At 56.9% G+C, this 25,582-nt stretch carries 20 protein-coding genes, 1 tRNA gene and 2 pseudogenes; 12 read left to right on the plus strand and 11 right to left on the minus strand.

Features of this window, described 5'->3' with window-relative positions; all coding sequences use genetic code 11:
* Positions 1 to 16 precede the first annotated feature (16 nt).
* Both LGL98_RS16165 and LGL98_RS16170 read left to right on the plus strand, forming a co-directional pair.
* On the plus strand, positions 17 to 1,465 hold the full coding sequence (locus tag LGL98_RS16165; RefSeq protein WP_136030566.1) for an NAD-dependent succinate-semialdehyde dehydrogenase: 1,449 nt from the start codon (positions 17 to 19) through the stop codon (positions 1,463 to 1,465).
* 57 nt (positions 1,466 to 1,522) lie between these two features.
* Positions 1,523 to 2,488, plus strand: coding sequence for a PDR/VanB family oxidoreductase (locus LGL98_RS16170; protein WP_136030564.1), 966 nt, complete (start codon positions 1,523 to 1,525; stop codon positions 2,486 to 2,488).
* Between the two features lie 37 nt (positions 2,489 to 2,525).
* Here LGL98_RS16170 and ptsP read toward each other — a convergent pair whose 3' ends face one another.
* Positions 2,526 to 5,027, minus strand: coding sequence for a phosphoenolpyruvate--protein phosphotransferase (ptsP, locus tag LGL98_RS16175; protein WP_136030562.1), 2,502 nt, complete (start codon positions 5,025 to 5,027; stop codon positions 2,526 to 2,528).
* Between the two features lie 309 nt (positions 5,028 to 5,336).
* Between ptsP and LGL98_RS16180 the strand changes: the two genes are divergently transcribed.
* Genes LGL98_RS16180 through LGL98_RS16200 form a run of 5 tightly spaced genes read left to right on the plus strand, consistent with a single transcriptional unit; the run spans position 5,337 to position 10,300 of the window.
* Positions 5,337 to 6,413 carry a PTS fructose transporter subunit EIIC gene (locus tag LGL98_RS16180; RefSeq protein ID WP_136030560.1) on the plus strand — a complete coding sequence of 359 codons (1,077 nt, stop codon included), beginning with the start codon at positions 5,337 to 5,339 and terminating at the stop codon, positions 6,411 to 6,413.
* A gap of 20 nt (positions 6,414 to 6,433) precedes the next feature.
* Positions 6,434 to 6,754: a PTS fructose-like transporter subunit IIB gene (locus LGL98_RS16185; RefSeq protein WP_004179264.1), complete on the plus strand. Its 321-nt coding sequence runs from the start codon at positions 6,434 to 6,436 to the stop codon at positions 6,752 to 6,754.
* Between the two features lie 50 nt (positions 6,755 to 6,804).
* The gene (locus LGL98_RS16190) at positions 6,805 to 9,102 is read left to right on the plus strand and encodes a formate C-acetyltransferase (RefSeq protein ID WP_136030558.1); all 2,298 of its coding nucleotides are present in this window, start codon (positions 6,805 to 6,807) and stop codon (positions 9,100 to 9,102) included.
* A complete protein-coding gene (locus LGL98_RS16195) occupies positions 9,068 to 9,943 on the plus strand; it encodes a [formate-C-acetyltransferase]-activating enzyme (RefSeq protein WP_136030556.1) in 876 nt (291 codons plus the stop codon). Before LGL98_RS16190 ends, LGL98_RS16195 begins: the two co-directional genes overlap by 35 nt.
* A 15-nt stretch (positions 9,944 to 9,958) precedes the next feature.
* Positions 9,959 to 10,300: a PTS fructose-like transporter subunit IIB gene (locus LGL98_RS16200; RefSeq protein ID WP_008805913.1), complete on the plus strand. Its 342-nt coding sequence runs from the start codon at positions 9,959 to 9,961 to the stop codon at positions 10,298 to 10,300.
* Positions 10,301 to 10,313: 13 nt separating this feature from the next.
* Here the strand turns inward: LGL98_RS16200 and LGL98_RS16205 are convergent, their stop codons facing one another.
* Positions 10,314 to 11,081: a phytanoyl-CoA dioxygenase family protein gene (locus LGL98_RS16205; RefSeq protein WP_136030554.1), complete on the minus strand. Its 768-nt coding sequence runs from the start codon at positions 11,079 to 11,081 to the stop codon at positions 10,314 to 10,316.
* Positions 11,082 to 11,342: 261 nt separating this feature from the next.
* Between LGL98_RS16205 and LGL98_RS16210 the strand changes: the two genes are divergently transcribed.
* A complete protein-coding gene (locus LGL98_RS16210; RefSeq protein WP_136030552.1) occupies positions 11,343 to 12,176 on the plus strand; it encodes a helix-turn-helix transcriptional regulator in 834 nt (277 codons plus the stop codon).
* Positions 12,177 to 12,193: 17 nt separating this feature from the next.
* Here the strand turns inward: LGL98_RS16210 and LGL98_RS16215 are convergent, their stop codons facing one another.
* The 4 genes from LGL98_RS16215 to LGL98_RS16230 form a co-directional block, all read right to left on the minus strand.
* Positions 12,194 to 13,093, minus strand: coding sequence for a GGDEF domain-containing protein (locus tag LGL98_RS16215; RefSeq protein WP_136030550.1), 900 nt, complete (start codon positions 13,091 to 13,093; stop codon positions 12,194 to 12,196).
* A gap of 242 nt (positions 13,094 to 13,335) precedes the next feature.
* The gene (locus tag LGL98_RS16220) at positions 13,336 to 14,364 is read right to left on the minus strand and encodes an ABC transporter ATP-binding protein (RefSeq protein WP_136030549.1); all 1,029 of its coding nucleotides are present in this window, start codon (positions 14,362 to 14,364) and stop codon (positions 13,336 to 13,338) included.
* A gap of 1 nt (position 14,365) precedes the next feature.
* Positions 14,366 to 15,940 (minus strand): ABC transporter permease, encoded by a 1,575-nt coding sequence (locus tag LGL98_RS16225; protein ID WP_168435250.1) that lies wholly within the window; start codon positions 15,938 to 15,940, stop codon positions 14,366 to 14,368.
* 21 nt (positions 15,941 to 15,961) lie between these two features.
* Complete coding sequence (locus LGL98_RS16230) at positions 15,962 to 16,978, minus strand: iron ABC transporter substrate-binding protein (RefSeq protein WP_080897928.1); 1,017 nt, start codon at positions 16,976 to 16,978, stop codon at positions 15,962 to 15,964.
* A 400-nt stretch (positions 16,979 to 17,378) separates the two neighbouring features.
* On the opposite strand from LGL98_RS16230, the pseudogene LGL98_RS16235 reads away from it, so the two are divergent.
* A pseudogene (locus LGL98_RS16235) lies at positions 17,379 to 17,987 on the plus strand (CSS-motif domain-containing protein); the annotation flags it as partial.
* Positions 17,988 to 18,200: 213 nt separating this feature from the next.
* Positions 18,201 to 18,914 (plus strand): annotated as a pseudogene (locus LGL98_RS16240) (EAL domain-containing protein); the annotation flags it as partial.
* 38 nt (positions 18,915 to 18,952) lie between these two features.
* On the opposite strand, the gene LGL98_RS16245 reads toward LGL98_RS16240, so the two are convergent.
* The 4 genes from LGL98_RS16245 to LGL98_RS16260 form a co-directional block, all read right to left on the minus strand.
* Entirely contained in the window at positions 18,953 to 19,291 is a 339-nt protein-coding gene (locus LGL98_RS16245; protein WP_080897930.1) for an STAS domain-containing protein, read from the minus strand.
* A 64-nt stretch (positions 19,292 to 19,355) separates the two neighbouring features.
* Entirely contained in the window at positions 19,356 to 21,782 is a 2,427-nt protein-coding gene (locus tag LGL98_RS16250; RefSeq protein ID WP_136030547.1) for a glycogen/starch/alpha-glucan phosphorylase, read from the minus strand.
* A 303-nt stretch (positions 21,783 to 22,085) separates the two neighbouring features.
* Positions 22,086 to 22,173 (minus strand) — tRNA-Ser (locus LGL98_RS16255).
* Positions 22,174 to 22,319: 146 nt separating this feature from the next.
* Positions 22,320 to 23,945, minus strand: a complete 1,626-nt coding sequence (locus LGL98_RS16260; protein WP_136030545.1) for an ABC transporter substrate-binding protein — start codon at positions 23,943 to 23,945, stop codon at positions 22,320 to 22,322.
* A 269-nt stretch (positions 23,946 to 24,214) separates the two neighbouring features.
* Between LGL98_RS16260 and yccA the strand changes: the two genes are divergently transcribed.
* Positions 24,215 to 24,874, plus strand: coding sequence for an FtsH protease modulator YccA (gene yccA / locus LGL98_RS16265; protein WP_002898458.1), 660 nt, complete (start codon positions 24,215 to 24,217; stop codon positions 24,872 to 24,874).
* A gap of 88 nt (positions 24,875 to 24,962) precedes the next feature.
* Entirely contained in the window at positions 24,963 to 25,292 is a 330-nt protein-coding gene (tusE, locus tag LGL98_RS16270) for a sulfurtransferase TusE (protein ID WP_002898457.1), read from the plus strand.
* Here the strand turns inward: tusE and yccX are convergent.
* Complete coding sequence (gene yccX / locus LGL98_RS16275; protein ID WP_004201446.1) at positions 25,289 to 25,570, minus strand: acylphosphatase; 282 nt, start codon at positions 25,568 to 25,570, stop codon at positions 25,289 to 25,291. The genes tusE and yccX overlap by 4 nt on opposite strands.
* Positions 25,571 to 25,582: the final 12 nt, after the last annotated feature.

Consider the following 25,582-nt stretch of genomic DNA (forward strand, 5'->3'; position numbering starts at 1 on the left):
GTCGAAGGAGCTTGCTATGTCTGTGTTTCACTCAGATCTGTTTCGCCAGCAGGCGCTGATTGCCGGAAGCTGGCGCGACGCTGCCGACGGCACGACGCTTACCGTCAGCAATCCCTCCACCGGCGCGACGCTCGGCCAGATCCCCAATATGGGCCGGACGGAGGCGCAACAGGCGGTGGATGCCGCCGCAGCCGCGCTGCCGGCATGGCGCGCGCTTACCGCCGCCCAGCGCGCCGCACTATTGAAGAACTGGCACCGCCTGATCCTCGAAAACAAGACCGCGCTGGCGCAGATCATGACCGCCGAGCAGGGCAAGCCGCTGGCGGAAGCGGAAGGCGAAATCGCCTATGCCGCCTCGTTTATTGAGTGGTTTGCCGAACAAGGGAAACGCGCCAACGGCGAGATAATTCCCTCCCCCGGCGCCGATAAACGCCTGATGGTGATCCGCCAGGGGGTAGGCGTCTGCGCGGCGATTACCCCGTGGAACTTCCCGGCGGCGATGATCACCCGTAAGGCCGGCCCGGCGCTGGCCGCAGGTTGTACGATGGTGATCAAGCCCGCCAACGAAACGCCGTTTACCGCGCTGGCGATGGCGGAACTGGCTAATCAGGCCGGGATCCCGCAGGGCGTCATTAACGTCGTCACCGGCCAGTCGCGTGAGATTGGCGCGGTGTTCACCGGCGATGAGCGGGTACGTAAGCTCTCCTTTACCGGCTCGACCGAAGTTGGCCGCGTGCTGATGCGCCAGTGCGCGGAATCCATCAAAAAGCTCTCTCTAGAGCTCGGCGGTAACGCGCCGTTTATCGTCTTTGACGACGCCGATATCGATAAAGCGGTCGAGGGAGCGCTGATCGCCAAGTTCCGCAACGCCGGGCAAACCTGCGTCTGCGTCAATCGCTTCTATATTCATCGCGCCGTCTACGACCAATTCTGCGATAAATTCGTCGCCCGCGTCGCCGCCCTGAAAGTCGGCGATGGCAGCGAGTCCAATGTCCAGATTGGCCCGCTTATCAACGCCGACGCCGGGCGCAAAGTCCAGTCCCTGCTCGACGACGCGCTCACCCGCGGCGCGACGCTGTTAACCGGCGGTAAAGCGCACCCACTGGGCGGTAATTTCTTCACCCCTACGGTTATCGGCGACGTACAGCCAGGGTCACTGCTGCTGCAGGAAGAGATTTTCGGCCCGGTGGCGGCGTTGGTGAAATTTGAGGATGAGCAAGAGGTCATTGAGCAGGCGAATGACACCATCTACGGTCTCGCCTCCTATTTTTACAGCAATGATGCCGCCCGTATCTGGCGCGTCTCCGAACAGCTGGAATACGGCATAGTCGGTATCAATACCGGGCTGATTTCTAATGAAGTCGCGCCGTTTGGCGGGGTAAAGCAGTCCGGCCTTGGCCGCGAAGGGTCGGAACACGGAATCGAAGATTACCTGGAGATGAAGTATCTCTGCCAGGGGTTGTAAATGTCCTCTCCCGGCGATGGCGCTGGCCACGCCGGGATTTTTTGATGGAGTTCAGCGATGTCTGATTATCAAATGTTTGAGGCGGTCGTTCGCGATGTTGAACAGATCACCGCCCAGGTGAAGCGTTTTACGCTGGTATCGCCGACCGGCGCTCCGCTGCCGGCATTCAGCGGCGGCAGCCATATTATCGTCCAGATGCAGGATGGCGAGCAGCGCTACAGTAACGCCTATTCGCTGATGAGTTCGCCGCTGGATACCACCAGCTGGCAGATTGCGGTGCGTCTTGAATCGCCTTCCAAAGGCGGCTCGCGCTTTATGCACCAGCAGGTGCGCCCGGGCGATACCCTGACGGTGTCCACCCCCAACAACCTTTTCGCCATCGAACCACAGGCGCGCAAGCATCTGCTGATCGCCGGCGGTATCGGCATTACGCCATTCTTGTCGCATATTCCGGAACTGGAACAACAGCAGGCCGACTGGCAGCTGCACTACTGTTTCCACGACGCAGACAGTAATGCTTTCGTCGATACGCTTCGCGCCGCGCCGTGGCACGACCGGGTCAATATTCACATTTCAGCGCTCGGCAGCCGTCTCGATCTGTCGCGCCTGTTCGCCGACATCGAGCCCGGAACCCACGTCTATACCTGCGGCCCGGCGGCGCTTAACGAGGCAGTTAAAGCCGCCGCCGAACGCCATCAGGTTCCCGCCAGCCAGCTGCACTTTGAGCAATTTATCCTTGAGGATAAAGGCGGAGAGGCATTTACGCTGGTGCTGGCGCGTTCCGGACGCGAATTTACCGTGCCGCAGGACATGACCATTCTGCAGGTTATTGAGAATAACAAAGCGGCGAAAGTGGAGTGCCTGTGCCGCGAAGGCGTGTGCGGCACCTGCGAAACGCTGATTCTGGAGGGCGAAGCCGACCACCGCGATCAGTACTACAGCGAGGAAGAGAAAGCCAGCCAGCAGAGTATGCTGATCTGCTGCTCACGCGCTAAAGGCGGCCGGTTAGTGCTGGATTTGTAAAGCGCACACCGGCCAGCGGCGCTGGCCGGTGTGCAGATCACAGTTCCAGTTCGCGGCGCAGCAGGTCGGCAATATCCTCGCTGCTCTTAGCGGATACCAGAGATTGACGGAACTCCGCGTGCATAATGCGCCGCGCCAGCCGCGAGAAGATTCGCATATGCTGATCGCCCGCCGAGTGCTTATTCAGCGTCAGCATAATCACAAACTGCGCCTCTTCATCGCCCCATATCACCGGCTGCGCCAGCCGCGCGACGCTGATAGTCGACTGCTCAATATGCTCGGATTTACTGTGCGGAATGGCGAAGCTAAAGCCCAGACCGGTGGAGAACACCGCCTCGCGGGCCCACAGGTCGGCCTCCAGCTTACGCGGATAGCGACAGCGGCCGGCCAATAGCAGATTATCCGTCATCCCTTTCAGCACCTCCTCCTTACTGCGCCAGTCGCTATTCAGCGTAATGCACTCGGCGCTCACCAGCGGCACATCCTGCTGACGCATGCGGAACTGGGCCAGCAGATGCTCCACTTCCAGTGAGGTACGGCACTGCATGGCCTGATTCAGCAGCTGGCGGCAGGCGCGGCTGTCCAGCTGGGCCAGGCGCGATTTGGTCGCCGGGATCGCCGGCGCGCTCATGCTCAATTCATCTAAACCGAGGCCTACCAGCAGCGGTAGCACCGATCCTTTGGCCCCCAGTTCGCCACACAGACCGATCCATTTCCCCTGCCGATGCACCGCCTGCACGGCATAGTCCAGCGCGCGCAGGAAGGCGGGATTCAGGCTGTTGTAATGGCGCGTCACTTTCGCGTTATCGCGATCCACCGCCAGCAGATACTGCGTTAAGTCGTTGCTGCCGATGCTAAAGAAATCCACCTCTTCACAGCACTGGTCAATGATAAACATCACCGATGGCACCTCCAGCATGATGCCGAGCGGGATCTTTTCATCAAACGGGATCTGCTCGGCGCGCAGCGACTGTTTGGCCTCCGCCAGTCGCTCTTTCACCCACAGGATCTCTTCCATTGATGAAATCATGGGGATCATAATCTTCAGCGAGCCGTGTGCCGAGGCGCGTAAAATCGCCCGTAGCTGAGTGTGAAACAGCGCCTGATACTCTTCATAGATGCGCACCGCGCGGTAGCCGAGGAACGGATTGTTTTCCGCAGGGATGTTGAGATAGGCCACCGGCTTATCACCGCCGATATCCATAGTCCGCACGATAATGCTGCGCCCGGCAGCGGGTTCCAGCGCCTGGCAGAAGATGTTGTAGAGCTCATCTTCCGACGGCGCGCTCGGGCGATCCATATACAGCATTTCAGTGCGGAACAACCCTACCGACTGCGCGCCCTGGTTGAATGCCGCCACCGCTTCCACCGAATGCGCGATATTGGCGGCGATCTCCACGCGGATACCGTCTTGCGTCTGCCCGGCTTTATCGAGCCATACCTGCTGCTGTTGCTGAATTTGCCCCTGTAGCCATGCCTCCTGCTGATAATAGCGCGCTACCGCCGGACTCAGGTCGACCACCAACAGCCCGGCGTTGCCGTCAATCTGCACCTGCGTATCCACCCATGGCAGCAGCGCGGCTAAATCCACGCCAACCAGAGTGGGGATATTGAATGAGCGTGCCAGAATCACGGTATGCGAGGTGGTGCCGCCGCTGCGCAGCAGCAGCCCTTTGAGATGCGTTTTATCCAGTTCCAGAAACTGGCTGGGGGTCAGCTCGTCGGCAAGGCAAATGGCCGCTTCCCGCAGCTGGCCCGGCGCCGGGAAACGGGCTTCGCCGTAGATATGCTGTAACAGCTGGAAGCAAACGTCGCGCACATCCAGTACCCGCTCCTGCAGATAGCTGTTACCGGAGTCGCGGAACTGGGCGCAGAAGTGGTCGCTGGTGGCGACAATCGCCTGCGCGCAGCTGAGGCCGGTAAGAATGCCGTCGAGCAGGTGCTGGCGCAGCGAGGCATCCGTCGCCAGCGAACGGTGAGCTTCCAGGATCGCGCTGGCGGTGCCGTCATTGTCCAGCAGCCGCAGCTCAATATCTTTTACCAGCAGGCGCAGGCCATGATCCAGCGCCGCCTGCTCCTGTTCAAGACTGGCGGCGACGGGCAGTTCGCCCAGCTCGTGCAGATCGCGGGACTTGAGATGTATCAGCTTGCCCCCCGCGCTGCCGCCGCACACCGGGCGGGCATGAAACAGGGTCGGGTTCAGTCGCGAGAGTGACTCCGGCACCGGATGGACGTCCAGCGCATGCGCAGCGGGCAGCGGCGCGTCACAGTGAGGAAACTCATCGCGCATAAAGGCCGTTAACGCGGCGAATGCCTCAGCTTCATCTTCGCCGCTGATAAGCAGTTGGCAGGCGTCGCCCTTCAGAGTATTGCTGCCGATAATCGCCAGTGCGCTCTTGGCATTTCCGCCGGTCTCGCGGCGCAAGTTCCGCCACTCAATCGCTGATGAAAAACGGTTACACAGCGTTTCGACCAGACTGGCCGGACGCGCATGCACGCCGTTGGGCAAATCACATGTAAATTCAATGACCAGAGCCATCGCCTTCCTCCAGAGCAATCCATTATTTCCCCAAAAAGTAATAAAAGACGGCCCCAGGGACTAGGTGATAAAACTGGCAATTACTGGACTATTGTACACACAATATTTTTTTATGCCCGCCATCACAATTCCACCCTGTTCGCGCTCATCTCTCCTGTCATCACTAAGATTTGAGGTGGATCGCAATTCTTTTCTCATCTTACAAATATCCAGTAAATGCACTTTTTCTCTACTGTCTTATGCGACGCCCTTTTTCTAATGTTGAGCCATCCATACTGTCACGGGCCCTACAGCGCTCAGGAGCAAGCAATGAACGAACTGGTGCAAATACTAAAAAATACTCGCCAGCATCTGATGACCGGCGTGTCACATATGATCCCCTTCGTGGTCTCCGGCGGGATCCTGCTGGCGGTGTCCGTCATGTTGTATGGCAAAGGCGCGGTACCCGATGCCGCCACCGACCCCAACCTGAAGAAACTCTTTGATATCGGCGTCGCCGGGCTGACGCTGATGGTGCCCTTTCTCGCCGCCTACATCGGCTACTCCATTTCTGACCGAGCCGCGCTGGCCCCCTGCGCCATCGGCGCCTGGGTGGGCAACAGCTTTGGCGCCGGTTTCTTCGGCGCGCTGATCGCCGGCATGATTGGCGGCCTGGTGGTCTATTACCTGAAGAAAATCCCCGTACATAAAGTTCTGCGCTCGGTGATGCCGATTTTCATCATTCCCATCGTCGGCACCTTTATCACCGCCGGGATCATGATGTGGGGGCTTGGCGAGCCAGTTGGCGCGCTGACCGCTAACCTGACCGGCTGGCTGCAGGGGATGCGCGAGGGCAGCATTGTGGTGCTGGCCATCATTATGGGTCTGATGCTGGCCTTTGATATGGGCGGCCCGGTGAACAAAGTAGCCTACGCCTTCATGCTGATTTGCGTTTCGCAGGGCGTCTACAGCGTGGTGGCTATCGCTGCCGTCGGTATCGCCGTGCCGCCGCTGGGGATGGGGCTGGCGACGCTAATCGGCCGCAAATATTTCTCCGCCGAAGAGCGGGAAACCGGCAAAGCCGCGCTGGTGATGGGCTGTGTTGGTGTGACCGAAGGGGCGATTCCCTTTGCCGCCGCGGATCCGCTGCGCGTCATTCCGGCCAATATGATTGGCGCCGCCAGCGGCTGCGTCACCGCCGCGCTGATGGGCGCCCAGTGTTACGCAGGCTGGGGCGGGCTTATCGTGCTGCCGGTGGTCCAGGGCAAGCTCGGGTTTATTGCCGCGCTGCTGGTCGGCGCCTGCGTCAGCGCTGCCTGCGTCATCCTGCTGAAAGCCTTCGCCAAAAAGAAACCCACTGACGTCGCCGCTGACGATGAACTAGACCTTGATTTCGAAATTAACTAACAGACTGGAAGGAACAGATTATGACCCACATTATCGCTGTCACCGCCTGCCCGTCGGGCGTGGCTCACACCTATATGGCCGCTGAATCGCTGGAAAGCGCCGCCAAAGCCAAAGGCTGGCAGGTCAAGGTTGAAACGCAGGGTTCTATCGGCATTGAAAACGAACTGACGGCGGAGGAGATTGCCGCCGCCGATATGGTCATTCTGACCAAAGATATCGGCATCAAATTCGAAGAGCGTTTTGCCGGGAAAACCATCGTACGCGTCAATATCAGCGATGCGGTCAAGCGCGCCGACGCCATCATGAACAAGATAGACAGCCACCTTTCCCAGAGCGCCTGAAGCCTTAAAAAGGGCGCCTTCGCGCCCTTCGCCACCACATGGAGTTTGTCATGACGAATCGTACCCAACGCCTGAAAGCCAGCCTGTTCGCCCAGCCGCGCGAAATCTCCCTCGAACGCGCATTACTTTATACCGCCAGCCATCGGCAGACGGAGGGCGAACCGGTGATTATTCGCCGGGCGAAAGCGACGGCATGGATCCTTGATAAGGTGGCTATTTCGATTCGTGAGGATGAACTGATTGCCGGTAATCGCACCGTCAAACCACGTGCGGGGATTATGTCACCGGAAATGGACCCTTACTGGCTGCTTAACGAACTCGACACCTTCCCGACCCGTCCGCAGGACCGCTTCGCAATAAGTGAAGAAGACAAGCGGATATATCGGGAAACGCTGTTCCCTTACTGGGAAAAGCGCTCAATGAAAGATTTCATCAACGGTCAAATGACCGAGGAAGTAAAGGCCGCTATCAGCACGCAGATTTTCAGCGTTAACCAGACGGATAAAGGCCAGGGCCATATTATTATTGACTATCCCCGCCTGCTGAATCATGGCCTTGACGCGCTGATCGCCGAGCTAAATTCGCACCGCGCCCGGCAGCCTGATAACCACTTTTATCAGGCGGTATTGATCTTACTTGAAGCCTCTCAGCGCCATATTTTGCGCTACGCCGCGCTGGCGGAAGAGATGGCCGCCAGTTGTGCGAATGCCCGGCGTCAGCAGGAACTGGCCACCATCGCCGCCATCTCACGCCATAACGCCCAGCATCGGTCGCAGGATTTTGCCCAGGCCTGCCAGCTGTTCTGGTATATGAATATTATTTTGCAGTACGAGTCCAACGCCAGCTCGATTTCGCTCGGGCGCTTTGACCAGTACATGCTGCCTTTTTATCAGGCATCGCTGAATCAGGGCCAGGATCCTGCGTATCTCAAGGAGCTACTGGAGTCGCTGTGGGTAAAATGCAACGATATCGTTCTGCTGCGCTCCTCCAGCAGCGCGCGCTATTTCGCCGGTTTCCCCACCGGTTACACCGCCCTGCTTGGCGGACTGACGGAAACCGGACGTAGCGCAGTAAACGTACTGTCCTTTCTTTCCCTCGATGCTTACCAGAATGTACAGCTACCGCAGCCGAACCTGGGCGTGCGGGTCAATGAGCTGATTGACCGCCCATTCCTGCGCAAAACCGCCGAGACCATTCGCCTGGGCACCGGCATCCCGCAGATTTTCAACGATGAGGTGGTCGTCCCGGCCTTCCTAAACCGCGGCGTGTCGCTGGAAGATGCCCGCGATTACGCGGTGGTCGGCTGCGTGGAGCTCTCTATCCCGGGGCGCACCTATGGCCTGCATGATATCGCGATGTTTAATCTGCTGAAGGTGATGGAAATTGTGCTGCAGGAAAATGAACATCAGTCTGACGTCAGCTGGGACGGCCTTATCAGCCAGATCCGCGACAAAATCCGCCATTACATCAAGCTGATGGTCGAGGGCAGCAACATTTGCGATATCGGCCACCGCGACTGGGCGCCGGTCCCCCTGCTCTCCTCGTTCATTGAAGATTGCGTGCAGCACGGCAAAGATATCACCGCCGGCGGCGCGCGCTATAACTTCTCCGGCGTTCAGGGTATCGGAATCGCGAACCTGAGCGATTCGCTGCACGCGCTGAAGGGCATGGTCTTCGAGCAACAGCGCCTCAGCTTTGACCAACTGATGGCGGTGCTGAAAGCCAACTTCCAGACGCCAGAGGGAGAAAAAATCCGCGCCCGGCTGATCAACCGTTTTGAAAAATATGGCAACGATATCGACGACGTCGACAATATTAGCGCCGATCTGCTGCGTTTTTACTGTAAAGAGGTAGAACGGTATCTGAACCCTCGCGGAGGCCATTTTACCCCTGGCTCCTATACCGTCTCCGCGCATGTGCCGCTGGGCTCGGTGGTCGGCGCGACGCCGGACGGCCGGCTGGCCGGCGAACAGCTGGCGGACGGCGGCCTGTCGCCGATGGTTGGGCAGGATGCCCAGGGGCCGACGGCGGTGCTGAAATCGGTCAGCAAGCTGGATAACTATCTGCTGTCGAACGGTACGCTGCTAAACGTCAAATTCACCCCGGCGACGCTGGCCGGCGACGGCGGCCTGAACAAACTGGCCGACTTTTTACAGGCCTTCTGCAAGCTCAAGCTGCAGCATATCCAGTTTAACGTAGTCAACGCCGACACTCTGCGTGAAGCGCAGCAGCGGCCACAGGATTTTGCCGGCCTGGTGGTGCGCGTCGCAGGTTACAGCGCCTTCTTTGTTGAGCTGTCGAAGGAGATTCAGGATGACATTATCCGCCGCACCGCGCATCAGCTGTGAGGTCATCGAAACGCGCGCCGATACGGCGCGCATTTTTAACCTCCAACGCTACTCGCTTAATGACGGGCAAGGGATCCGCACGGTGGTGTTTTTCAAAGGCTGCCCCCACACCTGCCCGTGGTGCGCCAATCCTGAATCGATCTCGTCAAAGATTCAGACCGTGCGCCGGGAGAGTAAATGCCTGCGCTGCACGCGCTGCCTGCAGGACGTCGCCGAATGTCCCTCCGGGGCATGGGAGCAGATCGGTCGCGACGTGACGCTGGAGAACCTCCTTGAGGAGGTGCTCAAAGATGAAGTCTTCTTCCGCGCCTCCGGCGGCGGTGTCACCCTCTCCGGCGGGGAGGTGCTCATGCAGGCCGGGTTTGCCGCCCGTTTTCTTCAGCGCCTGCGCCAGTGGGGGATCCGCACCGCTATCGAAACCGCGGGCGACTGCGCTTTTGACCGTTTGCTGCCGGTGGCTGAATCCAGCGACGAAGTGCTGTTTGATTTTAAAATCATGGATCCTGAGCGGGCGCGGTCGCTGCTGCGAATGAATCAGCCACGGGTGCTGGACAACTTTCGCCAGCTGGCGACGAGAAAAATCAACCTGATCCCGCGGGTACCGCTGATCCCAGGCTATACCCTGAATATCGATAATTTTCGCCAGATTCTGGCGTTCCTCGCCCCTTTCGCGCTAAAAGAAATGCACCTGTTGCCGTTTCATCAATATGGCGAGCCCAAATACCGTCTGCTGGGCAAACCCTGGACGCTGGCCAGCGTGAAAGCGCCTGACGAAGCGGAAATTCAACCATATCGGGTGATGGCCGAAGCGGCCGGCTTCCACATCACTATCGGCGGTTAACGCCAGGAGGATGTTATGGACTTCAATATTGTCGCCGTCACCGCCTGCGTCAGCGGCGTGGCGCATACCTACATGGCCGCCGAACGACTGGAAAAGGTCGGTCATCATGAAAAATGGCACCTGAAGGTGGAAACCCAGGGGGCGCTCGGCGTTGAAAATCGGATCACCGCGGAAGATATTGCCCGCGCCGAAGTGGTGCTGCTGGTGACGGATATCGAAATCGACGACCCTCAGCGCTTTCGCGGCCTGCGGACGATTAAAACCAGCATCAAGAGCTTCCTGCTGCAGCCGCAGCAGATCGTCGAGGCCGTGAAAAGCATCATGAAAAAGCCGGTCGTCTATGTAGAACTACCCTGACCGGCGACAGGCCTTATTCTACATCCAGCAGCCACTTTTGCGCCGGCGTCAGGCGGCTTGCCGTCTCCGGCGTGAGCCAGCGCCGCTGGTCCTGCTGCGCAGTATCCGCACGATCGATATATAACCCATGCAGCACACGTCGTCTGCTGCCGTCACGGTTACGCGTGCCGCCGTGCCAGGCGTGGGCGTTGTAGATCATCACGCTCCCGGCCGGCGCGGCAAACACAATCTCATCGGGATGGGCCTGTTCCGGGTCGGCCAGCACTTCCTCCGGTAGCTCCGGACGCAGATGGGTACCAGGAATGATCCGCGGCGCGCCGTTGGCGGCGCTCAAATCGTCTATCGCCCAGATGGTATTCACCAGGTGGACTTTGGGAAAATCCGGGCGCGGCTTTTTCCAGTCGGCGTGCAGAGGTTGGTGGCCGCCGTTATACAGCGCCTCGCGCGCGTTCAGGCTGGAAACTTTAAAATCCCCGTTGAAGATGTAGCGACAAGCGGAGAGGATCAGCGGGTGTGACCAGACTTTCTCCCAGATAACGCCCTTATTCACCAGATTGGCGATCCGCGTCGCTGTCGCCTCCTGGTGATGTTCCATCGCCAGATTGTCACCTTCGCGTTCCACCAGGGTATCAATTAACTGGCGCATTTCGCTCAGCCACTGGGCGTCAACGACGTTATGCACGACGGTGTAGCCGAGGGTGTCGAGCTCGTATTTCATTTGTGCGCTAAGCGCCAGACCGGCGCCCAGCGCATCGAGAAAGCTAGCCGAGGATGAGTTCATTTTGCGTTCCTTTTTAACGTTCCGATAACACAAACAAACTCTACTGGTCCACACGGGGTATGACAGGAGGCGAGCGCTACGAAAAACTGGACATACGTACGCGAGCCAACAAAATGTGATGGGCATCAACAATCTCGTTTCCGGTGATGCATGCGCTGCACCTGGCCGGGAATTCGCGGCGCAAAATGGCGAAACAAACGCTGCCTGGCAGGAAAAAATAGCTTACCATCAACGGGATAATGCGCATTCTGAGGGCAAGCAATGATTGAAGATCTGCCGGATATTCTGCATCGGTTAATCAGTCAAAAAGATCACTTACAGGTGAGATTTCCTGAACCGGATATCTCCGTGCCTGCCCTCGCCTTTAATGTGCCGTTTCCACGTCTGGAAATTGTGCTGGAGGGCCAACTGAATGAACAGGGACTGCCGCTGGCCGCCTCGACGTTAACCACACTCCAGGTACTGTACGTGCAGGCGGGGAAGTGGACGCTGCCGCAGTGGACCGGTCCGGCCACTACCCTGAGCATTCTGTTTGGTCGGCAGAAACTGGGATTCAGTATTCAGCGCTGGGACGGAAAAAGCCTGCACACGGAAAAACAGAGCGTTTCCCGGCTTGGGCCGCGCGTGGGTTCCTACCTGTTGCTGAGCCTGAATGAAGTCAGCCTGCAGCCCGATCCGCTGACCGCGCGGCTGGTGGTCGCCGCGCTGCTGAGTCATTGTCGTGAACAGCTGGTCGGGCTGGAGATGCGCGTCAGCCGCAGCCGGGATCTGTTTCTCGCCGTCCAGGACTACCTCGAGGAAAATCTCAGTCTACCGCTGACGCGGGAATCGGTAGCCAAACGTTTTCACATCACGCCCAACTATCTTTCGCATATTTTTCAGAAATCAGGCTCGGTGGGATTTAATGAATATCTGACCCGGGTGCGTCTGGAAAAGGCGAAGCAGCTACTGCGCGGCTATGACCTGAAGGTGAAAGAGATTGCGCACAATTGCGGCTTTGTCGACAGCAACTATTTTTGTCGGGTGTTCAAACGCTACACCGAACGCTCGCCGTCGGAGTATCGACGTCACTGCCGTAGCGCGCAGCAGGCCTAACCTGCCGCGCCGGAACATCATGCCCACTCTACACGTCCACGCCCGTTACGCTTGGCTTTGTACAGCGCCTCGTCGACTTTGCGGATAAATGTCTCCTGCGCTTCGCCTGGCCGCCACGTTCCGACGCCAATGCTGATTGACAGCGGCGTCTGGTGATTGATCAGGATGGTACGAGCGTTATCGAGGATATCCTGCGCCAGAGCATGCAGCTCTGGCTCTGACAGGCCGTCGACGATGATAGCAAATTCTTCACCACCGATACGCGCCGGCTGGATCTGCTCGCTGGTCAGTTTCGCCAGCTGTTTCCCCAGCGCAAATAACACCTCATCCCCCACCAGATGCCCCCAGGTATCGTTGATTTTCTTAAAAAAATCGATATCCAGGATCATGAGTCCCAGCGCATGTCCGGACTTCTCGCGGATCGTGTCGATGAAAAAACGGCGGTTGGGCAGCTGGGTGAGCTCATCCTTAAGGGATTGCGAGCGCGCATCAACATACAACAGATTGATCCGCTCAATAATTTTATAGACCCCCACCACGGTAAACAACATCCCGGAAAGGCGCAGCAGATCTTCGCAGTAGTAGCCCATCCAGCGCGGCTGCACCACGATCTCATCCATCACGTCAAAGGTGCCACCGGCGATCCACAGCAGCAGCCCATAGCGCACCCAGTTGACGGCGATATGGCTCATCCGCACCCTGGCAGAGCTCCAGAGCATAAACACCAAAAACAGTAAGGCCAGCAGATCGATATAGAGTCCAGGGTTGACCAGGATCTCACGCGGCGAGCCAATCGGCGGGGATACCAGCGCACAGCCGACGGCGACGGCAACGATAACCAGCAACGCAGGTAGAAGCGTCCCCCGAGGCAGAGCGGCCGCAAGGGAGCGATTTGCAGGATGTTGGCATTCAGGCATAGCGATGTCTCATAGTAACAGCAGGGCCGATCGCGAGACAGAATAGCAGGTAAGCACAGCGAGACGAATGAAAAGCGACGCATCGGTCAATGGTGGCGTGGTGGACTGACCCCGCGGAATTGTTCCAACGTACTACCACTCCATGGCGACGAGGTCAGTGGCGCGGATACTATCGGCTTCATCCACCGCCTGATTAGCTTTCTGTGCGGCGCCGTCGATAGCCGGCGCCGCCTGCTCAGGGATTAGCCGTTAAACACTCGCGCCTTGCCGCTGACCGTCAGTCGCACCGTCGCGCCGGGCTGCCACGCCGGCTGGCTGACGGTGCGCAGGACAATCGGCCGCTCGTACCCGGCCATCGACAGCGTCAACGTGGAAAGCTGGCCGGAGAACTCGACATCGCGGATGATAGCAGTACTTTCCTGCGGCTCGCTCACGCTGACGCTGAGCTGTTCCGGACGCAGCATCACCTTACCTTCACCCGCATGATGTAGTGCATCTGTCGCCAGGTCCCCCAGCGCGCAGCTTGCCCACCCGGGACTCAGGCGTGCGGGGAGGATCAGGGCATCGCCAAGAAACAACGCCGTCTCTTCATCCACCGGCTGCGAGTAAACCGTCAGCGGGGTTCCGATCTGGGCGAAGCGCCCCTGGCGCATCACCGCTACCTGAGTAGCGAACGACAGCGCCTCGTTCTGATCATGGGTCACCAGAATCGAGGCAATGCCGGTGTCGGCCAGCAGATCCGCCGTCGCTTTACGCGTGCTGGCGCGCAGCCCGGTATCGAGTGCAGAAAACGGCTCATCCAGCAGCATTAGCGCCGGCTGCTGAGCCAGGGCGCGGGCCAGCGCCACGCGCTGTTGCTGGCCGCCGGAGATCTCATGCGGCCAGTGACGCGCCAGGCCGTGGTCGAGGGCGACCATCTCCATTAGCGCCCCCACGCGGCGTCGCTTCTCCTCACGGCTGGCGTCGAGCCCCCAGGCGATATTGTCCGCAACATTAAGATGAGGAAACAGCGCCCCTTCCTGCGGAACATAGCCGATCCGGCGTTGATGGGCGGGGACAAACATGCTCTCGGCAAACAGAGACTTACCCTGCATGACGATCCGCCCGCGATCGGGCGTTTCAAACCCGGCGAGAATACGCAGCAGCGTGGTTTTCCCCGAGCCGGACGGGCCAACAATGGCCGTCCGGCTCCCCGGCGCCACGGTCAGATTGAGATTATCGAGGACCAGCGCATCGGCGAAGGATTTCGAAATAGAAGACAATTCCAGCATGTTACAACCCTGCCATTTTTTTCGACTGCATATAAAGAACCGCGGTCAGCGGCAGCGAAATGACGATCATCAGCAGCGCGTACGGCGCCGCCGCCACGTAGTCGATCTCACTGGTTAACGCCCAGAAACCTGTCGACAAGGTGCGGGTGCCTAACGGCGAGAGCAGCAGCGTGGCGGTGAGCTCATTGCTGACGCCAAGGAACACCAGCGCGCCGCCCGCGGCCGCCCCCGGCGCGGCAAGCCGCATGGTGATACTCCACAGAGCGCGGGCCGGGCTGCGTCCGAGGCTACGGGCAACGTTTTCCAGTTCCACCGGCGCCTGGGCGATACCCGCGCGCAGATTAATCAGCGCGCGCGGCATAAACATCAGCAGGTAGGCCAGAAACAGCGTCACTTCCGTCTGATACACCGGCCGGGCGTAGTGGATAGTGACCGTCACCAGCGCTAGCGCGGTGACGATGCCGGGCAGCGAACTGGTGATGTAATTACAGCCTTCCAGCAGGCGGAACAGCGGCCGCGGATAGCGCACGCCGAGCCAGGCGATGGGGATCGCGCAGGCCGTTGTCAGCAGTGCCCCGCCCGCCCCCAGCAGCAGGGTCTGGCGCAGAGAATGCCAGAGGTCGGCATGCAGCCAGTTGACGATGCCGCCCAGCCATAGCCAGCGGCACAGGATCAGCAACGGCACCCCCATCGCCAGCATCACCAGTAGCAGAAGCAGCAGTTGCGCGCCAAAAGCGGCCCCTTTACCCAGCACAAGCCGCTTCTGCTCCCGCGCCGCCCCGGCGCCAATACGCGCGTAACGCGCTTTACCGCGTGAGGCGCTCTCCAGCAGCAGGATCGCCAGGCAGCACAAGGCCAGCACGCCCGCCAGCATATTGGCGGCCGGACCGCTGAAGGTCGACTGGAACTGATCGTAAATAGCGGTAGTGAAGGTATCGAAGCGGATCATCACATACAGGCCATATTCCGCCAGCAGATGCAGGGCCACCAGCAGCGCACCGCCGCAGATAGCCAGGCGCAGCTGCGGGAGCACCACCCTGAAGAACACTTTCCACGGCGGCGTGCCCAGCGATGCGGCGACATCTTCAAGGGTGGGATCGAGCCGGCGCAGCACGGCCGCCACCGGCATATAGATGAATGGATAGTAGGCCAGTACCGAGAGAAACACCCCCGCGGAGAGGCCATGCAGCGAAGGCACGGCGCTGACCCAGGCGTAGCTCTGGACAAAGGCCGGAATCGCCAGCGGGGCCACCGCCAACGCTGACCACAGCTGCCGACCGGCAAGTGCGGTACGTTCCGTCAGCCAGGCCAGCGTCACGCCGAGCACAACGCTGATGGGGACCGCCAGCACTGTCAGCCACAGGGTATTGCTGAGCAGCTCCCCTACCCGCGGGCGAAAGACCAGTGCTTTGATGGTCGGCCAGCCGGTGTCGAATCCGACCGCCACCACAAACCCTAACGGCAATAGCGCCAGCAACGAAAACAGCAGCGCCAACGTAACCATCGGAAATGCAGGACGCCTGCGCTCGGGCAGGCGTCCTGTTTTCTTTCCGAGCGACAGACTCAGAACAGACATAGCAACATCACTTCCTCAGGATCAGAGCAGGCCAGCCTGCGTCATTAGCTCAATCACCTTTTTACTGTTCAGCGAGGAAGGTTCTACCTTCGGTGCATCCAGATCTTTCAGCGGGGTCAGTTTCGGGTTAGAAGCCGCGTCTACCCCCACGGCATATTCGAAGGCGTTATTGGTGCGTAGCGCATCCTGCCCCTGCTTGCCGGTGATCCATTTAATAAAGGCCTGTGCCTGCGCTTTATGTTTGCTGGAAGCCAGCACGCCGCCGCCGGAAAGGCTGACAAAGGCGCCCGGATCCTGGTGTTTAAAGTAATACAGTTGGGTGTTTTTGCTGTTCTCACCGGTTTTTGACTGGTCGACGAAGCGATAGTAGTGGTAGATCACTCCGCCGTCGATCTGCCCGGCGTTGACCGCTTTCATCACCGTGCTGTTGCCTTTATAGGCGACAAAGTTGGTTTTCATCGCCTTCAGCCAGTCGAGAGTCGCCTGCTCACCCTTCAGCGCCAACATCGCGCTGACGATAGCCTGAAAATCAGCCCCCGATGGCGAAGCCGCCCAGCGCCCTTTCCACTCGGGTTTTGCCAGATCCATCAGGGAATGCGGCAGCTGCGCCTCGCTGATTTTCGCCGGGTTATAGACGAAAACGGTGCTGCGCGCGGCGATGCCGATCCAGCGTCCATGCTGCGGACGGTACTGCGCCGGAACCTGCTGCAGGGTGGCGGCATCCAGCGGGGCGAAAAGTTTGGCATTATCGACCAGCACCATCGACGGTGAGTTCTCGGTCAGAAACACATCGGCCGGCGACGCGGAACCTTCCTGAACCAGCTGATTACCCAGCTCGCTGTCATCGCCATTGCGCAGCGTGACCTTAATTCCCGTCTCTTTGGTGAATCCATCCACCCATGACTTCACCAGATTTTCGTGCTGGGCGTTATAGACCACAATCCCGTTCTGAGCGTCAGCCGCCACCGCCTGGGACGCCAGAAACAGAGAAGCGGCAACCAGCGCTGCCGCACGGAGGGGTGATAAGCGAAACTTCATGAACGCATCCTTAATGAAATAGGGCAATAAACGGTAAATAGCCTGAACGGAGGGGATTAAATCACAGCAAAAAAAGAATGATAATGAAAACAATTATCATAAACTTAAAAAAGCAAAAAATAACGTCGGCGCACCACTCTGGATGGGAAAATGCTTAAAAACATACCGCACCGGAATTTATATTAAGAAAACATTAAATTTCGATTTTTTATTGTCGGTGGAAAAATCTGCCTTTGTTACATGCGGTAAGCGGCCTTTGCCAGTGGGTATTGTGATATGGATCATATTTTTAATATGCTCAATCATCGCGAAAGATTTCCCCCTTCTACGATCATTGAAAAGCCTTTACCGCCAGATGGACGGTTCCCTTTATGCCTAATTACCTTAGCACGCTAAATAAATGAAAGAGATAAAGCGGCGAAACGCATGGATTGCCTTTTCTCTGGCACTGGTGGTATTTCTTGCTGGCGTGTTTGTCATTAACTGGCAATTGTGGCATTCAGACCAGGCCACCCATGTCGCCGCCGCCCGTCAGGCGGCGAAAAAGATCGCAGCCATTCTGGATGAGGCTCGTGAAGCGACGGCCACGGCGCTGAACGTTAGCCGCAGTGGTTGCTCCGGCCAGGGTCAATTTCAGCTCGGAACGGAAGCCGCCCTGCAGCCGCACCTGCGTACCATTCTGCTGATAAAAGATGGCCAGGTGTGGTGCTCGTCACTGCCCGGCAATCGGGTCCTGACGCTCAGCCCTGAGTCTTTGCCTGACGAACCTCTGCTGCTGCTCCCGGCCAGAATGATGGTCAATAAACGGCCGGTACTGATCTATCAGGCGCGCGTAGCGGCGATCCGGGTGATTGTCACTATCAGCGACATCCATCTGCGTGATGCACTATATAGCGATACCGATAACAACGGGCTGGCACTCTGGGTGCAGAACCAAATGATTGCCAGATATGGCGATGTTAAGCCGCTGGCTGCTGACCCACACCAGGGCGTCTTTACCTCACCTGCCTATCCATTTCGCATTACCTACCCTGATTCACTTTTCTTTAGCCCCGGCCGCTTAGTCCATAATGGCTCCGGTCTGTTGATCTTTATTTTCTCAGTTTCGCTGCTGTTTTATTTCCTGATGCGTAAATATCTCAATGTTTATACCTCTGAAGAGGAAAGACTGCGCTACGCCATCAATCAGGGCTATATCGTTCCCTACTATCAGCCGCTGGTGAATGGGAAAACCGGAGAGATATACGGCGTGGAAATTCTCGCCCGCTGGCAAAACAGCACGACGCCATCGCGCTCGCCAGCGGAATTTATTCCGCTGGCCGAACGTACCGGCTTAATTATTCCCCTAACCCGCAGCCTGATGGCGCAGGTCAACGCGCAGATGAGACCACTCTTTAGTAAACTACCGGATGGGTTTCATATTGGCCTCAATATCAGCGCGTCACACATTAACGCCCCAACGTTTATCGATGATTGCCTGCACTTTCAGCACGGTTTTGAAGGTAAAGCGGTGAAGCTGATGCTGGAGATCACTGAACAGGAACCGCTGTTGCTCAACGGGGTGGTTGTCGACAAACTCAATACATTGCACAATCGCGGTTTTTCCATCGCCCTGGACGACTTTGGCACCGGCTATTCCGGGCTTTCCTATCTCCACGAGCTGGTTTTCGACTATATCAAAATCGATCAGAGCTTTGTCGCCCGCGTGACCGGTGAGGCGCCGTCAAGCAAACTGCTGGACTGCGTGATAGAGATGGCCCGGACGTTGTCACTGCGCATTATTGCCGAGGGCGTTGAAACCCAGGCCCAACTGGAATATCTTAATCGCCAGAATATTCATCTGCTGCAGGGCTATTATTTCTGGAAGCCGATGCCCTACGTTGCGCTGGTGATGCTCCTGCTGAGCAAACCGAAGGCGCGGATCGTCGAAGAATAAGCGGGTGACCTATCACCCGCTGGCCTGCACCAACGTCATCACTGAGTGAACGTGTTCAGCGCATCCTGTCGAGTCTCCTTAATGGCAAAGATGCGATCCATACGGGTGAGCTTAAACAGGTTTTTAATCGTGTCATTGAGCGAACACAGCGCCAGCTCGCCCTGACCGTTGACGCTTTTCAGAATGGATACCAGCGCGCCAAGACAGCTACTGTCAATGAAATCGACGTGACTCAGATCCAGCAGCACATTTTTGGTATCCGGATCGATAGCCTCCAGAACCTGCTGCTTAAACGCCTGCACGACGGAAGCATCCAGTCGGCGCACCAGTGGCACAATAATTTTTACGCCCTGCTCGGTGTGTAATTCAACGTTCATGCTCATCCTCAATAGTGACTGATATTCCTCGACGAGTCCCTTTTTCGCCCGGCGTGTTCGCTCTTTAGCTGGTGATACCCCAAATATCCCGGGCGTAGCCACGTATGGTTCTGTCGCTGGAAAATTCGCCCATCCGGCAAATATTAAGTAAGGCCCGACGGTGCCATTGTTCCGGCTGTTCAAAATCGGTCATCGCCTGCTGCTGCGCCTGGCAATAGCTGTCGAAATCCAGCAAATGACAGTAATGATCGCCCGCCACCAACATATGGTGAAGTGGCGCAAATAGCTCACGATCGGCGGTAAACAACCCAGACACCAGGGTATCGACAACACGCGCAATAGCCGGATTCTGATGATAGAAAGTATGGTGATGCCCGATGCGCCGGCTCTCTTCAATCTCTTCCGCCACGGCACCAAACAGATAAAAATTGTCCGTCCCCACAGCCTCGCGAATTTCGATATTCGCCCCATCATAGGTACCGATGGTTAACGCGCCGTTCATGGCAAACTTCATATTGCTGGTGCCGGAGGCCTCGGTACCTGCCGTGGAAATCTGCTCGGACAGATCCGTCGCCGGGATAATTTTTTCCGCCAGCGAGACTTTATAATCTTCGAGGAAAACGACTTTAAGTTGTCCGGCAATCTGTGGGTCGCGGTTAATTTTTCTGGCAACGGTATTAATTAGCTGAATAATCAGCTTCGCCATCCGATAGCCCGGCGCCGCTTTACCCGCAAACAAATGCACCTTAGGCGCGATAGTCTTTCCTGCCTCTTTGATATCCAGGTAAAGCGCGATCACGTGAAGAATATTGAGCAACTGACGCTTATATTCATGGATACGTTTGACCTGACAATCAAACATCGCCAGCGGATCCAGCGCGATGCCGTAGCGTTGAGCCACCAGCTGGCTGAGCGCGGTTTTGTTGGCAAATTTAATGGCCCGGATGTTATCAATAATAGCGGTATCATCGGCCAGGCTTTCCAGACTGGACAGCAAGGGTAAATCGGTCGGCCACCCTTCTCCCAGCTGTTGGTGCAAAAATGCTGCCAGGCCGGGGTTCGCCTGCTGCACCCAGCGACGCGGCGTAACGCCGTTGGTCTGATTAATGAATTTCTCCGGGGTCAAAAAATAGAAGTCGGGCACCAGTTGTTTCTTGACCAGTTCCGAATGCAGCCATGCCACGCCGTTCACGCGATGGCTACCGACAATGGCCAGATTGGCCATACGAATTTGCTTATCGTGATGTTCGTCGATTAAAGACAGCGAAGATAACAGATGATTTTTATCCGGCCAGCGCCGGGCCACCTCTTCAAGGAAACGATGGTTGATCTCAAATATAATTTGCAAATGACGCGGCAGCAGTTTTTCAAACAGCGTTACGGGCCAGGTCTCCAGCGCTTCCGGCATCAACGTATGATTCGTGTAGGCACAGGTGTTTTGCGTTATCTCCCACGCCTGCTCCCACGGCAGTCGGTATTCATCCACCAGGATCCGCATCAGCTCCACGACCGCTAATGCCGGATGGGTATCATTAAGCTGAATAGCCACATGCTGCGACAGGAAAGAAATATCGTCATTAACTTCGGCATAATCACGGAATATATCCCGCAGCGTACAAGCCACCAGAAAATATTCTTGCGTCAGCCGCAACTCTTTTCCGGTGAGCACCTCATCGGATGGATAGAGTATTTTTGAAATATTCTCCGAGGCGATTTTATCACTCACTGCCTTAATATAATCGCCGCGATTGAAAATATGGATATTAAAGGAGTCAGAGGCCACCGCGCTGTAGAGCCGCAGCTTGTTGGTCGTCGTATCCCGGTAGCCGGAAACAAAATAATCATGGGGAATACCGACGATGGTTTTCCAGCCCAGCCACATTGGATTGTAATTGCCATCAATATCTTCGCTGTGTTCGATATATCCCCCCAGCGGAACCAGGATTTGCTGGGCATGATGCGCCACCAGCCATGGTGAGTGCATGGAGTGCCAGTCATCCGGATGCTCGATCTGCTGGTCATTTTGAAAGGATTGGCGAAACAGACCATATTCGTATTTGATGCCATGCCCGGATGCAGCAATATCAAGAGTAGCCATCGAGTCAATAAAGCATGCAGCTAAACGCCCTAACCCGCCGTTGCCCAGCGCGGCATCTGGCTCTTCGTCAAGGAGCTGATCAAGATCAAAACCCAGGTCGTGCACCACCTGACGCATCTCCGCCAGTAAATTCATATTTAGCAGGTTATTACGCAACGACTGGCCCAGTAAAAACTCCATCGACAGATAGTAAACGCGTTTTTTACGTTCTTCACGTTGCCGCGTCTGGCTCGTCAGAAAATGGTCCTGTTGAAAATGACGAATGGCCAGCGCTACCGCGTTAAAAATATCGCCATGCGTAGCTTTATTTAAGCTAACACACAATGCGTACTTTAATTTCTGTTCAACTAACGCCCGTAATTCTTTGATATCTTGCGGGTTAATGACAGGCATACTGACCTCACTGGCCTCTGTATCTGTGTAAAAACCATGGCAGGTAAATCATCATTTTTTCCAAGTATAGACGAAGATATTTTGCCGAATGGTTTTTATTCCTCAGCACCATTGCCGTTTATAACAAGAGGCCAACTAATTAAAATAACAACACTTTGCAACGGATTGATGGTCATCTTTTGCCAGCGATAACGCTACAGGCAAGGCGGGTTTACGGAGTCGGGAGGTGAAGATGAAGCGCCGTCAGGACGGTCACAGGGAAAAGCAAAAAGGGGTTACCTTTCGGTAACCCCTTCTTTTATATGGCGGAAGCGCAGAGATTCGAACTCTGGAACCCTTTCGGGTCGCCGGTTTTCAAGACCGGTGCCTTCAACCGCTCGGCCACACTTCCGGTGTGAGGCGCACTATAAACACCTCGGCGGATGCTGTAAAGCACCATTTTGTTCAACTGCCTTAAAAACAAACAATTCTGTGTTATTCGTCTGAATTTCAGGCAGTTCGCACAGAAAATCAACGCCCCTCACCTCTGTCAGTGGACTATTTTTTAATGTACATGTCTTTGGTGTAGTAATACCCCAGCTTATCCGGTGTAAAACCGCCCACCTTGGGTTTCACTAAATGGGTACGCACATAGTGATAGACCGGAATGGCGGGAACATCCTGCGCCAGCAGGTCTTCCGCCTGCTGATAGTATTTGCCCCGGATCGCCACGTCAGAGGCTTGCGCCGCGTTGCGCAGGGCCGCATCGTAAGCCGGGTTGCTGTACTGACTGGTGTTCTCGCTATCCCCGGTACGGAAAGTGTTGAGGAAGGTGGCGGCATCGTCGTAGTCAGCGATCCAGGCATAGCGGACGGCGTCAAAGTTATGTGTATGCATGGTATCCAGCATCGTCTTCCACTCCTGGTTCTGCAGCTTCACCTCGACACCGAGGTTTTTCTTCCACATAGAGCTGGCGGCGATGGCGATACGCTGGTGCGACTCAGAGGTGTTATACAGCAGGGTAAAGACCAATGGGTGACTGTCATTATACCCCGCCTGCGCCAGCAGTTTTTTCGCCTCGGCAATCCGCTTCTCGCGCGGCCAGCTGGCGTAGTCCAGGTTATGCAGCGTCACGCCGCCGATATCCGGCTGGCTGATCACCCAGGCCGGGCGCTGCCCCTGGCCAAGCACTTTTCCGGCAATGATATCTTTATCAAGCGCCATATTCAGCGCCCGACGCACGCGGGCGTCATTAAACGGCGGCCGGGTAGTATTGAATTCATAGTAATAAGTCGCCAGCTGCGGCGAAACGTCCAGCTGGCCGCCCATGGTTTTCTGCAACTGCGCAAACTGATTGATCGGCACCGTATAGACAATATCGATCTCCCCCGCTTTGTAGCGGTTGACATCGGCGGCCTCCGAAGAGATCGGCAGGTACGTCACTTTATTAATAACGGTGTGCGCATTGTCCCAGTACTTCGCATTACGTTCAGCCACCAGCCGCTCATTCACCACCCATTGGGTCAGCTTATACGGGCCGCTGGTGACGATATGCTCCGGCCGGGTCCATTTATCGGTATAACGCTCCACCAGCACTTTGTCGATCGGTACCAGCGAAGGGTGCGCCAGCATCGCCAGGAAGGCGGCATTCGGCTCGGTCAGAGTGACCTGCAGCGTGGTGTCGTTCAGCGCTTTCACCCCCAGCGTCTCAGGTCCCTTTTGCCCGAGGGCAATTTCGCGAGCGTTAGCGATATGCATATTGCCGGGATAGCTCGCATAGGGGGAAGCGGTGGCCGGTGAGACCAGCCGTTGCCAGCTCCAGACAATATCCTGTGCCGTGATGGCCGTGCCGTCGGACCAGGTCAGGCCGGGGCGTAAATGGAAGGTCCATAACAGGTTATCCTTGTTTTCCCAGCTTTCCGCCAGCCGCGGCTGGATCGCCCCCGCAGGCGTCACGCTGACCAGCCCTTCAAAGAGATCGCTAATGATGTTGAATTCGATGTCGCTCTCGACTTTGTGCGGATCGAGTGACGCCGGTTCACTGCCGTTATTTCTGACCAGCTCCTGCTTTTCCGCCAGCTGGGTGCCCGGTGGCACCTGCGCCGCCAGCGCCCCGCCGATCGTGGCCAGCATACTGACAGCCAGGAGTGTTCGCGTGATGTGATTTTTGTTGTGTAATGTCATTTCCCTTTGCCTTTGACGTACGGGGTTATCCCCCTCTTCCACACTTAGTCGCAGAAACGCAATAAGGCAATATTTTTCAGTGACCTATAAGATTTCGATCGGCTCAGCGACGCGAAAAGCGAAAATATATCGCTTTTCCCTGTCTATATAGAATTTTATGCCAGGCAAAAGCGCTAAAAACTAAGTAAAGATGGGTAAAAGGATTAGGGCTTCACGCTTGTTTTTCTTATTCTTTATCCCTAATTACATCTGTCATAAGAGAGTGACTCATGGATCGCATAATTACATCATCGCGTGACCGTTCCTCGCTGCTCAGCACGCACAAGGTTCTGCGTAACACCTACTTCCTGCTCAGCCTGACGCTGGCGTTTTCCGCTATCACCGCTACCGCCAGCACGGTGCTGATGCTTCCTTCGCCGGGTCTCATTTTGACCCTCGTGGGGATGTACGGTCTGATGTTCCTGACCTACAAAACGGCGAATAAACCCACCGGGATTATTTCCGCCTTCGCCTTCACCGGCTTTCTCGGCTATATCCTTGGGCCGATGCTTAACGCGTACCTTTCTGCCGGCATGGGCGATTTAATCGGCCTGGCGCTGGGCGGCACGGCGCTGGTCTTCTTCTGCTGTTCGGCCTATGTGCTGACGACGCGCAAAGACATGTCATTCCTCGGCGGGATGCTGATGGCCGGCGTGGTGGTCGTGCTGATTGGTATGGTCGCTAACCTGTTCCTGCAGCTGCCGGCGCTCCACCTGGCGATTAGCGCGGTGTTCATTCTGATCTCTTCGGGCGCCATCCTGTTCGAGACCAGCAACATTATCCGCGGCGGTGAAACCAACTATATCCGCGCCACGGTCAGCCTGTATGTCTCGCTGTACAACATCTTTGTCAGCCTGCTGAGCATCCTGGGCTTCGCCAGCCGGGACTAACCGCTCCCCTGCTTAACCGAGGCCTCGCTTATGCGGGGCCTTTTTTTTTGCTACACTGCGGCCAGTTTCAGGCGGTATGTGAAAAATCATGTTTATTTTTGAAGGCAACGAAATTGAGACGGATAGCGAAGGCTATCTGAAAGATACCACCCAGTGGAGCGAGGCGATGGCGGAAGTCATTGCCGCGCAGGAAGGGATAACGCTCGCCGTTGAACACTGGGAAGTGGTGCGCTTTGTGCGCGAGTTTTACCTTGAATTCAACACCTCCCCGGCGATCCGTATGCTGGTCAAGGCGATGGCCAACAAGTTTGGCGAAGAGAAAGGCAACAGCCGCTATCTCTATCGCCTGTTCCCGAAAGGCCCCGCCAAACAGGCGACCAAAATCGCCGGGCTGCCGAAGCCGGTGAAGTGCATCTAATAGAGGATCGCGAATTTATCCCAGCTGCGGGTGGGTTGATGGGGCTCGGTTAACACTCGGTCAACCCGCGCGCTGCGCGGTCCCCCGGCTTTCAGCCAGGCAATGAGTTTTTCCACCTGCTCCGCCTCGCCGCAGGCAAGCACTTCCACCCCGCCGTCATCCAGATTACGGGCATAGCCGGTCAACCCCAGCTGCAGCGCTTCCCGCTGCGTGGAATAGCGAAATCCCACGCCCTGAACCGAACCGTAAACCCATGCCATGGTGCAGATACTGGCCATTATCATCTCCTT

Origin of the sequence: Klebsiella africana (genome assembly GCF_020526085.1) — a bacterium.
Taxonomy (GTDB): domain Bacteria; phylum Pseudomonadota; class Gammaproteobacteria; order Enterobacterales; family Enterobacteriaceae; genus Klebsiella; species Klebsiella africana.

Excerpts from the sequence above, each read along its gene's own strand:
- LGL98_RS16250 (WP_136030547.1), bottom strand. The coding sequence starts at position 21,782 with ATGCCTGTCATTAACCCGCAAGATATCAAAGAATTACGGGCGTTAGTT.
- LGL98_RS16190 (WP_136030558.1), top strand. The coding sequence starts at position 6,805 with ATGACGAATCGTACCCAACGCCTGAAAGCCAGCCTGTTCGCCCAGCCG.
- LGL98_RS16215 (WP_136030550.1), bottom strand. The coding sequence starts at position 13,093 with ATGCCTGAATGCCAACATCCTGCAAATCGCTCCCTTGCGGCCGCTCTG.
- LGL98_RS16185 (WP_004179264.1), top strand. The coding sequence starts at position 6,434 with ATGACCCACATTATCGCTGTCACCGCCTGCCCGTCGGGCGTGGCTCAC.
- LGL98_RS16225 (WP_168435250.1), bottom strand. The coding sequence starts at position 15,940 with ATGTCTGTTCTGAGTCTGTCGCTCGGAAAGAAAACAGGACGCCTGCCC.
- LGL98_RS16165 (WP_136030566.1), top strand. The coding sequence starts at position 17 with ATGTCTGTGTTTCACTCAGATCTGTTTCGCCAGCAGGCGCTGATTGCC.
- yccA (WP_002898458.1), top strand. The coding sequence starts at position 24,215 with ATGGATCGCATAATTACATCATCGCGTGACCGTTCCTCGCTGCTCAGC.
- LGL98_RS16260 (WP_136030545.1), bottom strand. The coding sequence starts at position 23,945 with ATGACATTACACAACAAAAATCACATCACGCGAACACTCCTGGCTGTC.
- LGL98_RS16220 (WP_136030549.1), bottom strand. The coding sequence starts at position 14,364 with ATGCTGGAATTGTCTTCTATTTCGAAATCCTTCGCCGATGCGCTGGTC.
- tusE (WP_002898457.1), top strand. The coding sequence starts at position 24,963 with ATGTTTATTTTTGAAGGCAACGAAATTGAGACGGATAGCGAAGGCTAT.
- LGL98_RS16230 (WP_080897928.1), bottom strand. The coding sequence starts at position 16,978 with ATGAAGTTTCGCTTATCACCCCTCCGTGCGGCAGCGCTGGTTGCCGCT.
- LGL98_RS16205 (WP_136030554.1), bottom strand. The coding sequence starts at position 11,081 with ATGAACTCATCCTCGGCTAGCTTTCTCGATGCGCTGGGCGCCGGTCTG.
- LGL98_RS16170 (WP_136030564.1), top strand. The coding sequence starts at position 1,523 with ATGTCTGATTATCAAATGTTTGAGGCGGTCGTTCGCGATGTTGAACAG.
- ptsP (WP_136030562.1), bottom strand. The coding sequence starts at position 5,027 with ATGGCTCTGGTCATTGAATTTACATGTGATTTGCCCAACGGCGTGCAT.
- LGL98_RS16195 (WP_136030556.1), top strand. The coding sequence starts at position 9,068 with ATGACATTATCCGCCGCACCGCGCATCAGCTGTGAGGTCATCGAAACG.
- yccX (WP_004201446.1), bottom strand. The coding sequence starts at position 25,570 with ATGGCCAGTATCTGCACCATGGCATGGGTTTACGGTTCGGTTCAGGGC.
- LGL98_RS16245 (WP_080897930.1), bottom strand. The coding sequence starts at position 19,291 with ATGAACGTTGAATTACACACCGAGCAGGGCGTAAAAATTATTGTGCCA.
- LGL98_RS16200 (WP_008805913.1), top strand. The coding sequence starts at position 9,959 with ATGGACTTCAATATTGTCGCCGTCACCGCCTGCGTCAGCGGCGTGGCG.
- LGL98_RS16210 (WP_136030552.1), top strand. The coding sequence starts at position 11,343 with ATGATTGAAGATCTGCCGGATATTCTGCATCGGTTAATCAGTCAAAAA.
- LGL98_RS16180 (WP_136030560.1), top strand. The coding sequence starts at position 5,337 with ATGAACGAACTGGTGCAAATACTAAAAAATACTCGCCAGCATCTGATG.